Here is a 12,651-nt window from a genome sequence, read left to right on the forward strand (position 1 = left end):
AGTTAAAATAATAAAATAATAATTAATTGAAGTTAAAATAAAAAAATAAAGATTATAATTATATATTGTAGAAAAAATTTAAAGTTTTTTCTCTAAAATAATTATAATTAAAAGACCAATAACAGCACAAATTACACATGGAACAATATTTAATATTGTTAGAGGCATTGAACTAGAAACTTCGACTAATGGAATTTTTAAAGAACCTATCATAACACCAATAAGTAATGCCATAGTAATTTCTTCATAATGTTCGATTAAATAATTTAAAAGTTTTGAAAAACCTAAAATACCTATTAATGCACCAACACAAAAAGTAATAACTTCGGGCAATCTCATTTCATGAAGTGCAGTGAGCATATAATGGTATTGACCAAGAATTAAAAGTAAAAATGATCCAGAAATACCTGGTAAAATCATTGCACATATTGCAATCATTCCTGAGATAAATATCACAGGTAATGTATGAGTTGCAGCTATTGGGTTTATACTTACAAAAACCAAACCTAATATAAAACCTGCAATTGCAAATAAAATATTTTTTAAACTAATTTCACTTAATTTAGTAAATAAAATATAAGAAGATGCTAAAATAAGACCTATAAAAAAGGAATATGTAAGTGCAGTATGAACTTCCATAGCATAAGTTACAAGTTTAGCTAAAGTTAACATTGCAATACCTATTCCTAAAAGAAGAGGAATAAATAGTCCAAAATCTATTTCATCTAAAAATTCATCTTTAAAACCTGAAAAATTACCTTTAAATAAAGGTTTTAAAAACTTAAAGTTAATTTTACTGATTGAATGTACAAGTCGTTCATAAATACCAGTTATAAGAGCTATTGTTCCACCAGAAACACCTGGAACAATATCTGCTGCACCCATTAAGAGCCCACGAATAAAAATTAATAACGATTCCATATAATTAAATTTCAATTTATCTCCTCTTTTTAAAAAATCTATTGTATAAAAAGATTATATAAATTAACTTTTCTTAAAATCCTTATTAATACTTATCTATTTGAAAAAAATAAAAAATAGAAAAAAGATTTATTTAGCACTTTTTTCTTCAACTAATTTCTTAGCAAGAGGTGTTATATTCTCATGTAAGACATTTTTTAAAAAATCACCAGTATATGTTCCAGATTTAGCTATTTCTTCAGGTGTTCCAGTAGCTATTACTTTTCCTCCACCATCTCCACCTTCAGGGCCTAAATCTATAACATGATCTGCAGTTTTTATAACATCTAAATTATGTTCAATAACAACAACAGAATTACCAGCATCAGTTAGTCTATTTAAAACACTTAAAAGTCTTTTAATATCTGCAAAATGAAGACCTGTAGTTGGTTCATCTAAAATATATAATGTTTTACCAGTACTAGCTCTTGAAAGTTCTTTTGCAAGTTTAATTCTTTGAGCTTCACCACCAGACAATGTAGTAGCTGATTGGCCTAATTTCATATAACCTAAACCAACATCATATAATGTTTGAAGTTTTTTATGGATTTTTGGAATATTTTCGAAAAATTCTAATGCTTCTTCAACAGTCATTTCTAAAACTTCATAAATATTTTTACCTTTATAACGTACATCTAATGTTTCTTCATTGTATCGTTTTCCCTTACATATTTCACAAGGAACATATACATCAGATAAGAAATGCATTTCAATTTGAATTATTCCATCACCAGAACAAGCTTCACATCTTCCACCTTTAACATTGAAACTAAATCTTCCAGGTTTATATCCTCTAGCTTTTGCTTCAGGTGTTTCAGCAAATAATTCTCTAATATGAGTAAATAATCCAATATATGTAGCTGGATTAGATCTTGGAGTTCTTCCTATTGGGGTTTGAGTAATATTAATTATTTTATCAATATTTTTATTTCCTTCAATTGAATCATATTTTCCTGCAAAGGAATGTTTATTGTTTATAATACCATTTAATCCTTTGTATAAAACTTGGTTAATTAAACTACTTTTACCAGAACCACTAACACCAGTTACACAATTAAATAATCCAAGAGGAATATCAACATCAATATTTTTAAGGTTGTTTTCTTTAGCTCCTTTAATTTTAATGAATTCCCCATTACCTTTTCTTCTTGAAGATGGAACTCCAATTGTTTCACGTCTTGAAATATAGCTACCAGTAATAGATTCTTCTGAATCCATAATGTCTGCAGGAGTACCTTGAGCTATTATTTTCCCACCATGTTCACCTGCACCAGGACCAATATCAACAACATAATCTGCTGATAAAATTGTTTCTTCATCGTGTTCAACTACAATTAAAGTATTTCCTAAGTTTCTAAGTCTTTTTAGTGTTTCAATAAGCTTAACATTATCTCTTTGATGCAATCCAATACTTGGTTCATCTAAAACATATAAAACACCTACAAGACCTGAACCAATTTGAGTAGCTAATCTTATTCTTTGAGCTTCTCCACCAGATAATGTACCAGATGATCTTGCCATATTAATATAATCAAGCCCTACATCAACTAAAAATTTAAGTCTTTCATTAATTTCTTTTAAAACTTCTTTAGCTATAAACAATTCTCTTTCATTAAGTTTAATTGATTTGAAAAACTCATAACAATCTTTAATTGACATTTCAACAACATCGTTTATTGATTTATCATTAATTGTTACAGCTAGTACTTCAGGACGAAGTCTTTTTCCCTCACAAACATAACATTTTCTATCACTCATAAATTTAGAGATATATTTACGATTGTAATTAGATTTAGTTTCAAAATATAACCTTTCCATTCTAATTACTACACCTTCAAATTTACGATTAACTTGATATGATTTATTTTTACGTTTAAATGAAAATGGAATCTTATCTTTACTTCCAAATAAAATTACATCTTGATGTTTTTTAGTTAAATCTTTAAAAGGTGTATCCATACTGAAATTATAATAATCACCTATTGCTTCTAACATTTGATAATAGTAATTATCTTTTTTAGATTTTGCCCATGGCACAATAGCTCCTTCTCTTAGAGATAACTCTTTATCTGGAACAATTAAATCTGGATCAATTTCCATTTTACTTCCAATCCCATTACATTCTGGACATGCTCCTTGAGGTGCATTAAATGAAAACATTCTTGGAGTAATTTCTTCAAAGTTTATTCCACAATCAACACATGCAAAGTGTTCTGAATAGATTTTTTCATAATCTTTAGTATCATTATCAAAAATAATATTAATGATTCCTTCACCAAATTCAGATGCTGTTTCTAAAGAATCTACTAATCTTCTTTTAAAATCCACACCTTCTCTGATTTTTAATCTATCAACTACAACTTCAATAGTGTGTTTATATGTTTTAGCTAGTTTAATATCTTCTTCTAATTCCCTTATTTCACCATCGACTCTAACTCTTACAAATCCTTTGTTTCTTAAGTCTTTAAATACACCTTTATGTTCACCTTTTCTATCTTTAATGATTGGTGATAAAACTTGTATTTTAATTCCTTCTCCTTCTTCAATAATACTATCAGCAATTTGACCTACAGTTTGTTGAGCTATTTCTTTTCCACAATTATGACAATGAGGAATGCCTATTCTTGCAAAAAGTAATCTTAAATAATCATAAATTTCTGTTATAGTACCAACAGTTGATCTTGGATTTATTTTAGTAGTTTTTTGGTCAATTGAAATAGCTGGAGATAGTCCTTCAATATAATCTACTTCTGGCTTTTTCATCTGTCCTAAAAATTGTCTAGCATAAGCAGATAAAGATTCTACATATCTTCTTTGACCTTCAGCATAAATTGTATCAAATGCTAAAGAAGACTTTCCAGAACCACTTAAACCAGTAATAACAACAAATTCATCTCTTGGAATAGTTAAATCTATATTTTGGAGGTTGTGTTCTTTAGCTCCTTTTAATATAATTTGTTTTCTACTATCTTCTTTCATTTTTAACTCCTAATAAATTATCTTATATAAAAAAATCATAATAACTTATAAAATTTATATACATACTATTATTTTACATTATAGATAGAGCATCTAAAAAATAATATTCTTTTTCATTCGTATCACTTAAAACTATATTTTTTATAGTTAATAAATATTTTGTTTTATTACATAATTATAAAGTTTTAGTAAAAAAATATTAATTAACTAAAAATTTTAAAAAAGATTGTAGTTTACTATAAAATAATTGTTATTTAATATTTATTTAAATAATTAAGCCAATATAAGTCATTAGTAAATTTACAAAAGAAATTAAACAATGCGAACCAATTTAATAGTTCAAAATGGCATAAAATCCTAAAAAATATATACTATTAAAACAATAAATATATCTACTAAAAACTTAATTTTCAAAACAGGTTTTTGAATATATACCAATTTCTGGTATAGCTAAGGGAGCAAAAATGAATAATTCAAAATTAACACCTGCTGGAGAAAAAAATATTGGAAGAATTAAAGATGGCAAAGTCATTTATGATAATCTCATAGAAATGACTAAAAATCCAATGAAATACAATGAAGAATTATTGATGAAGATATTGGATGATAATAAAGATACTGAATATGGAAAAAAATACGATTTTGATAATATTAAAAGTATTGAAGATTATCAAAAAAAAGTTCCAATAACTGAATACGATGATTATAGAGAGTATGTTGAAAGAATGAGTGAAGATAATGAAAAAAATCTTATCACAGTATATGAAATTGATCATTATGCAAAATCATCTGCAACACTTGGAGAACCAAAGAAAATTCCTTTTTCACTTCCAGCACAAAAAGTTTTAACTGATTATATTAATAATCAGGCGTACTATATATTATGGAAAGAATTAGGCGATAATTGGGTAAATAAAAAAACATTTAATTTACTTGAAATGGCCTTAGAGAAACTAAAACATGGAGAAACATTTGGAGCATTAAGTGTTAAATTTATGTTCCAATATAAAGATTATATAGAACTATTTTTTATTTCACCCTATGAATCTTTTTTTAGTAGCCAAAAAACAAACAAACGTTATTTGCATGCTCGTTATGCATTAATGAATAAAGATATGTCAATCGTTCAAGCAACATTTTTTAATTTATACCTTGATGTTTTAAGATATATTGAAAATAATTGGGAGCTATTAGTTAAGGATATTGGAACTGGAACAATTGATGAATCTATACGATTAACAGATGAAGAAAAAGAAAGTTTAAAAGATAAAATAAAACCAATGCCTGAGCGAGCAGAAGAACTTAAAAAAATATTTGAAGAAGGATTTGAAAGCCCAATTATTCCTAGATTATGGCCAGAACTTGAAGTTATTGTTGGTATAGGAACTGGTGGATTTTCAATGTATACACAAAAAATCAAAGAAAAATATTCTGGAGAGAACTTAAACTTTTGTTTTGTTGGTTTAATTGCATCAGAAGGAACTTTTTCATTTCCTTTAGAAATTAATTCAGAAAAAGCTTCATTATTACCAAATAGTGTTTTTTATGAATTTATACCCATAGATACTGAAGATTTAAATAAATGCATCACATTAGACAAATTAGAAGAAGGAAAAAAATATGAAATAGTTATTACTAATTTATCTGGTTTTTATAGATATAGAATGAGGGATATAGTTAAAGTAAATGGAAAACATAATGAAATGCCCCTTATTGAATTTGTATGTAGATCTAATCAATATGCCGATATTTGTGGAGAAAAAACATCAGAATATGTTATGAGAAAATCGCTTCGAGAAACTGAATTACAATTAGGCTTTGATTTATATGAATATTTTATGATTCCTGATGATGAAAAATTCCCATATAGATATATTTTCTTTATTGAAGCATCTAATATACCAAAAGACCTAACATTAGATGATGTGCGTTATTCAATTGAAGAAAATCTTTCAAAAAATAATCCCTACTTTAAAGAGAAAATGAAAGAAAATTTTGATAAAATAAAAATAAAATCATTGAAACCAGAAGATTTTATGTCATATAGAGACTTTATTATAAGTAATGGAATCTCATCAACTCAACTTAAACCTCCTAGAATCATAATTAATGAAAGCCATAGGGAGTTTTTTAAGTCTATGTTAAATTAATCATATTAAAACTTTGTATAAAAATTATATAAAAAAATTTAAATAAAATATTAAACAAAAATATAATAAATAATATTTCATTGCACTAATATTTTTCATTCAAATTTAAGTTTTATTTATATTAATTAATTATGACGTGGAAAAGTGGAAATAATTAAAGAAAAAAATAATAAAAAATTAAATATTAAAGTTATTGGTAGATTAGATACAAATACAGCTCATGATTTAGAAAAAGAATTATCAGATAATCTCCCAGATATTACTGATTTAGTTCTAGATTTTGAAGAGCTTGTATATATATCTAGTTCAGGATTACGTGTTATTTTATCAACACAAAAAACAATGGATGAACAAGGGCAAATGACAATTAAAAACGTTAATGGCTTAATTATGGAAGTATTTGAAGCCACAGGTTTTGTAGATATTTTAGAAATAGAATAATGGTTCTCACTAAAACATTTTAATCATATAATAGCCCATTATAAATGGTGAAAAAATGAAATATGAAGAATTGACTAATGATTATTTAGTCACAAAAGCATTTAAATCATATTTCTTATTTTCTTTAATGAGTGTTGTTGTTGCTACGATTGGAATATTAATAGATGGAATAATAATAGGTAATTTTTTTGGTAATAAAGAACTTGCTGCTTTTGGAATAGCTTCACCATTTATTATTGTTTTACTAGCTCTTTCGACTGTTTTTGGAAAGGGAGGAATAGTAGCATGTTCCAATTATGTTGGTCGTGGTGAAATAAATCAAGTAAATATTAATTTTACTGTGACACTTTTAGTTGCTACAATAATTTCAATAATTATTACATTACTTACTTCTTTTTACATAAATCCTTTAACATTATTTTTAGGTGCAGAAGGCATATTAATTCAATTAACAACAGATTATTTATTTGGATTAGTTCTTGGAACCTTACCTTTAATATTATCTCAAGTATTATTAAGTTATATTAGATTAGATGGATCACCTTTTTTAGGAATGATATCTGCAATTATAATTACTATTATAAATATCATTTTAGATATATTATTTGCAACAGTTCTAGATTTAGGTTTATTTGGTATAGGATTAGCTACATCAATAAGCTATGTTATCGGCACTTTAATTTTATGTTATCATTTTCTTTTAAAAAGAAATACATTAAAATTCACTAAAATTAAAGGTGGATTTGAAGAAATTAGAAATGTAATAAAATTAGGTCTTCCTAGTGCTCTTAATAGATTATATATTACATTTAGATCCGTACTTACTAATAATTTAGCTATTTGGATAGGTGGAACAGTAGCTATCGGAGCTTTATCTATTCAAACAAACATATACCAATTTTTAGTTTCTGTTTCAATGGGAGTTGGAATGACTACAATATTACTTGGTGGGGTATTTTTTGGAGAACAAGACAAAAAAGCTTTAAAATACCTTTTAAAAGTTTCTCTAAAATATGGATTAGGTATAACAATACCAATAGCTGTAATATTAATAATTTTCACCCCATATATTGTTGGAGTTTTTGGAAATAATCCAGAGATTTTATCTACAACTATCCGTTCATTAAGATTATTTGCACCATCATTACCCTTAGCTTTAATTTGTATAGTATTATTAAACTATTATAATGCTACTAAAAATCTTTTAATTTCTAATTACATAGCTTTTGCACATAGTTTTTTATTTATATCATTATTTGCATTAATTGCAACTCCATTAATTGGAGAAGATGGTATTTGGTTATGTTTTACAGTTGGAGAAATTTTAACCTTAATTGGTTTAATATTTTTAATAAAATACAAATATGGTAAATTTCCTAAATCAACAGAAGATTTCCTACTTTTAGATGATAATTTTGAAAAAGATATTAACTCCAATTTAAGTATTTCAATTAATGGAAATATGGATGAAGTAATGAAACTATCAAATTATGTTCAAGAATTTGGTAAAAATTATCCTGGCAAAGAAAACATTATAAATAAATTAGCATTGTGTGTTGAAGAAATGGGAGGAAATATTGTAGAACATGGTTTTAAATCTTGTCATAACCACCATTATATTGATGTTAGAATTATTTTAACAAGTAAAAATGTTATTTTTCGTATAAGAGATGATGGAATACCTTTTAATCCAATAGAATATGCTAATAAATGTGAAAAAACAGAAAATACAATGGGAATAAAAATAATCCAGAAAATAGCTACAAATATGGAATATAGGCACACAATAGGATTAAATAATCTTACAATAACGTTTAGTGGAGATTAAAATGCCAAAAATAATTGTTTCAAACAATAAGCAAGAGCTAAATAATATTTTCAAATTCATTGCAAAAGAATTGAATTATTATGAAATCCAGCTAAATTATAAAATACAGCTTGAACTAGCTATTGAAGAAGCGTTTGTTAATATTGTAGACTATGCATATCCTCCAAACATTATTAATAATATCACAATCGAGATTATACTAGAAGAAGATCCCTTAAAAATTATTATAACTTTAATTGATAATGGTAATGAATATAATCCATTAATCTTTGAACATAAAGACATTCATGCTCCTTTAAAAGAAAGAGAAATTGGAGGATTAGGAATTCTTCTTATTAAAAAAAATGTAGATTTTATTTCATATAAATATGAAAATAATAGTAATTTCTTAACATTAGAGAAAAATTTAGAATAATTGATACTATGAAAACATTAAAAACTATGGAAGAAAAAATAAAGACATTAATTGCATGTTCTTTATTTAATTTTGTCCTAACTTTTGTTATTCAACAATTATTTAATTATCCTATTATTGAGACTCAAATAACAAATGGATTGCCTCTAGTTTATGGATTATTATTTGGAATTTATGGTAGTTTGGGAATTATACTTGGTGGATTAGTTTCAAATATTTATTATGGTTTTTCTCCTGAATTAATATTATTTATAGCAGTAATGCAATTTGTTGGATCATATCTACCTTATAAGCTATGGTATAGTTTTAATTTATCTGGAGAAATTAAATTACCTCGATTTAATAATGTTAAAAGTATCTTAAAATTTATTGTAATTATTTTAGTAACTGCAATAATTGTATCAGGATTATTCGATTATGCAATGACCTTTAATTCTATTCCAAATCTTATCCACATGAATACATTAGATTTTGTTTTCAATATATTTGATTATTCGATGATTTCAGGAATAACATTAATAACAATAGCTAATTATTATGAAATACGCATTTTAAAACCAGTAGCTAAAAAAACTAATAAAAATTATTTAAAAATATTTAATGGATTATTAGCTATTGGGTTTACAATTTGTTTTATACATTTAATTTATGGTATTTTAACAGGAAATACATCCCATGATGAGTTATTAGGTATTATAGCTTATATTTCCATATTTATTTATTGTTTTAAACCCATAACTACAAAAGTCAATTATAATATAAGTACAAAGACTAGTTTAACAGAAAAATTAATCATATATTTTATAATAATTCTTTTAGCTTTAGCAATTGTAATATCCGTCATTTTTTATTTTAATATTCCTCATAATGAACATATTCATATTGAATTTTGGAGTGTGATGTATACTTATATTGCTATAATTCTTGTTGTTTTTTATATATTTTCAATTATTGTATTAAGATATATAGAAAAAAAGGTTGCTATTCCTATTGAATCTTTATCTAGATTAACAAAAAATTATGTTGATTCGTACCAAAATAATGAAAATAAATCCTATGAAATAGCTAGAACTTGTGAAGAATATAATGATGATAGAAGTGAAGTTGGAATACTTACTAATTCTTTTAAAAATATGGTAGATGATTTTGAAGTATATACTGATGAACTTAAAACGATTACATCTGAGACAGCGAAAATTAAAACAGAATTAGAAATAGCTAAAAAAATTCAACTTTCTGCAATAACTAAAAAATTTCCCCCATTATTTGAAACAAATAATATAAATATTTATGGAACTATTGTATCTGAGAAGGATATTGGAGGAGATTTTTATGATTTCTTTTATATTGATAATAATCATTTAGCTATTGTAATAGCTGATGTATCAGGTAAAGGAATTCCAGCTGCTTTATTTATGATAGTTACAAAAACTCTACTTCAAAAATTAACCTATCTTGGAAAAAGTCCTAGTGAAGTTTTTGAATATGCTAATAATGATCTTTATGAAGACCATGAAGCAAATATGTTTGTAACAGCATGGATGGGAATATTAGAAATAGATACAGGAAAATTAACATATGTTAATGCAGGCCATAAAACTCCATTAATTAAAGATTCTACAAATAAATATCAAGAACTTCCAACTAAAACAGGATTAGTTCTTGGAGTTAGAGAAAATACAAAATATAAAGAAAATATAATTTATTTAAAGAAAAAAGATAGATTATTTTTATATACAAACGGGATTATTGATGCAATTGATAAAAATAAAAGTCCATTTGGAAAAGATCGTCTAATTAACATATTAAACTCAAATATTTATACTAAAATAGATAATTTAATTTTTAATATTAAAAAAGAAGTAGATAGTTTTACAGGCGAAGTTGATTTATTAGATGATATTGCTATGCTAATAGTAGAATACAATAAAAATAACGATAACAATGATAAATAATTTAAAACATGAAAGTTTAGGAAAAAAGATTTTCGTAAGTTTAATCTGTGCCTTAATTTTTATTATATTATCATATCCTTTATCTTTTATTTATCCAATTCCAGGAATTAGTGAATATAAGCCTTCAGGTGCAATAGCTCCTGCTTTCGGACTAATGTTTGGCCCATGGGGAGCAATCGGTTCAGCTATTGGTGCTTTTATAATTGATATGTCCCTAGGTTATGATATTGAAGTATGTTTAATACTTTCTTTATTCAGATTTTTATATGCTTATATTCCATATAAATTATGGTATACCTTTAGCTATCATGGTAGTATTACAGTTCCTCGATTAAATACTGTAAAAAACTTAATAAAGTTCGTATTAATAACACTTCTAAATAGTACATTAATGACTTGGTTATATGGATTTTATACTGAAATGATTAGTTATGTTCCCATTGCATCGTTTGTAACAATATTATGGGAAATTAATTCACTAGATTTTACTTTATTATTTGGAACTATATTATTAACTTTAGCAAGTATATTTAAATTTAAATTATATATTCCTGAGAAAAAAAATAATCCAATATTTTCACATAATTTTTACAATGTTATTATAATAATTGCACTTAGTATAGCAATCATATATACGATTTATTCATATTTTTATATACCATTATATAATGGATTAATATTTGGAACAATATACATCCTTTTAATAATAATATTAGCATTTAAACCTATAACTGAGAAGGTTAAAATAAAAGATAATACAGTTCAAATGTCTATTACAGAAAAATTAATAACATTTTTCATAACAATTGGTACTATTATTGTCATTTTAGCAGGTATAATATTATTTATAGAAAATAGTCCCCATTATATATCAAATTTTGGATCAGTAGATGTATTGTTTGTAAATCTAGCTATAATTTTATTTATTTTTTATTTAGTAGTTATTTATGTTTTATCTAAAATTGAAAAAGAAATTACATTACCTATTGAATCTATATCATCAGCAACAAACGAATATATAAATAGTAAAAATAAAATGGAAGATTCAAAAGAAATAATTAATCAAATCAAAAAGGATAAGCCCGATAATACAGAAATAGGAATTCTTGCAAACTCTTTTATTAAAATGATTAGTGATTTAAAAACATATATGCAAAAATTAAAAAAAGAAACAAATGAAAAAGAAAAATTTAATACTGAATTAGAAATAGCTAAAAAAATTCAAGACAAAGTAATTTCAAAAAAATTTCCAACAATTGAAGAATTAGACTTATATGGAATAAATATATCTGCAAAAGAAATTGGAGGAGATTTTTATGATTTCTTTTTTATAGATAATAATCATTTTGCTATTGTAATAGGAGATATTTCTGGTAAAGGAATACCTGCATCATTATTTATGCTAAAAACTAAAACATTAATTAAAAACTATATGCATTTTAAAAAATCCCCTTCTGAAGCCTTTTTTGATGTAAATAATTCTTTATGCGAAAATAATGATGAAAATATGTTTTTAACGGCTTGGATTGGTATTTTAGAAATTAATACAGGTAGATTAGTTTATGTTAATGCTGGACATACTCCTCCATTAATTAAAAAAGGAAAATCATTTGAATGGTTAAAATCAGCATCAGGATTAGTTTTAGGTGCAGAAAAAAATAAAAAATTCTCTGAAAACGAAATTACATTAAATAAAAATGATGAAATATTTTTATATACAGATGGTATAACTGATGCAAATAATATTAAAAAAGAATTTTTTGGATCAGAAAGATTAATATCATTATTAAATGAAAATTCGAAACTGAATATTAAATCATTAGCAAATAAAGTAAAAAATGAAATTAATAAATTTTCAGAAGGTACTGAGCAGTTTGATGATATATGTTTACTAATTTTAAAATATAAAAAATAATTAAAAAT

Annotated in this window: 8 protein-coding genes; 6 read left to right on the forward strand and 2 right to left on the reverse strand. The window is 24.9% G+C overall.

Annotated elements, in window-relative coordinates; all coding sequences use genetic code 11:
- Positions 1-78: 78 nt before the first annotated feature.
- Both ACA134_RS05875 and uvrA read right to left on the reverse strand, forming a co-directional pair.
- Positions 79-885, reverse strand: a complete 807-nt coding sequence (locus ACA134_RS05875) for a DUF368 domain-containing protein (protein ID WP_409201077.1) — start codon at positions 883-885, stop codon at positions 79-81.
- A gap of 165 nt (positions 886-1,050) precedes the next feature.
- A complete protein-coding gene (gene uvrA, locus ACA134_RS05880) occupies positions 1,051-3,939 on the reverse strand; it encodes an excinuclease ABC subunit UvrA (RefSeq protein ID WP_409199492.1) in 2,889 nt (962 codons plus the stop codon).
- A gap of 464 nt (positions 3,940-4,403) precedes the next feature.
- Here uvrA and ACA134_RS05885 point away from each other — a divergent pair, with 464 nt between their 5' ends.
- The 6 genes from ACA134_RS05885 (at position 4,404) to ACA134_RS05910 (ending at position 12,643) form a co-directional block, all read left to right on the forward strand.
- Positions 4,404-6,089: a GH3 auxin-responsive promoter family protein gene (locus tag ACA134_RS05885; RefSeq protein WP_409199493.1), complete on the forward strand. Its 1,686-nt coding sequence runs from the start codon at positions 4,404-4,406 to the stop codon at positions 6,087-6,089.
- A gap of 144 nt (positions 6,090-6,233) precedes the next feature.
- Positions 6,234-6,530: an STAS domain-containing protein gene (locus ACA134_RS05890; protein WP_409199494.1), complete on the forward strand. Its 297-nt coding sequence runs from the start codon at positions 6,234-6,236 to the stop codon at positions 6,528-6,530.
- 55 nt (positions 6,531-6,585) lie between these two features.
- On the forward strand, positions 6,586-8,358 hold the full coding sequence (locus ACA134_RS05895) for an MATE family efflux transporter (protein ID WP_409199495.1): 1,773 nt from the start codon (positions 6,586-6,588) through the stop codon (positions 8,356-8,358).
- 1 nt (position 8,359) lies between these two features.
- On the forward strand, positions 8,360-8,773 hold the full coding sequence (locus tag ACA134_RS05900) for an ATP-binding protein (RefSeq protein WP_409199496.1): 414 nt from the start codon (positions 8,360-8,362) through the stop codon (positions 8,771-8,773).
- Positions 8,774-8,781: 8 nt separating this feature from the next.
- Positions 8,782-10,728 carry a PP2C family protein-serine/threonine phosphatase gene (locus tag ACA134_RS05905; RefSeq protein ID WP_409199497.1) on the forward strand — a complete coding sequence of 649 codons (1,947 nt, stop codon included), beginning with the start codon at positions 8,782-8,784 and terminating at the stop codon, positions 10,726-10,728.
- Complete coding sequence (locus tag ACA134_RS05910; RefSeq protein WP_409199498.1) at positions 10,718-12,643, forward strand: SpoIIE family protein phosphatase; 1,926 nt, start codon at positions 10,718-10,720, stop codon at positions 12,641-12,643. Before ACA134_RS05905 ends, ACA134_RS05910 begins: the two co-directional genes overlap by 11 nt.
- Positions 12,644-12,651 lie beyond the last annotated feature (8 nt).

Source organism: Methanobrevibacter sp. DSM 116169, assembly GCF_046197865.1.
Taxonomy (GTDB): domain Archaea; phylum Methanobacteriota; class Methanobacteria; order Methanobacteriales; family Methanobacteriaceae; genus JAHKLT01.

Excerpts from the sequence above, each read along its gene's own strand:
- ACA134_RS05875 (WP_409201077.1), bottom strand. The coding sequence starts at position 885 with ATGGGTGCAGCAGATATTGTTCCAGGTGTTTCTGGTGGAACAATAGCT.
- uvrA (WP_409199492.1), bottom strand. The coding sequence starts at position 3,939 with ATGAAAGAAGATAGTAGAAAACAAATTATATTAAAAGGAGCTAAAGAA.
- ACA134_RS05885 (WP_409199493.1), top strand. The coding sequence starts at position 4,404 with ATGAATAATTCAAAATTAACACCTGCTGGAGAAAAAAATATTGGAAGA.
- ACA134_RS05895 (WP_409199495.1), top strand. The coding sequence starts at position 6,586 with ATGAAATATGAAGAATTGACTAATGATTATTTAGTCACAAAAGCATTT.
- ACA134_RS05900 (WP_409199496.1), top strand. The coding sequence starts at position 8,360 with ATGCCAAAAATAATTGTTTCAAACAATAAGCAAGAGCTAAATAATATT.
- ACA134_RS05905 (WP_409199497.1), top strand. The coding sequence starts at position 8,782 with ATGAAAACATTAAAAACTATGGAAGAAAAAATAAAGACATTAATTGCA.
- ACA134_RS05910 (WP_409199498.1), top strand. The coding sequence starts at position 10,718 with ATGATAAATAATTTAAAACATGAAAGTTTAGGAAAAAAGATTTTCGTA.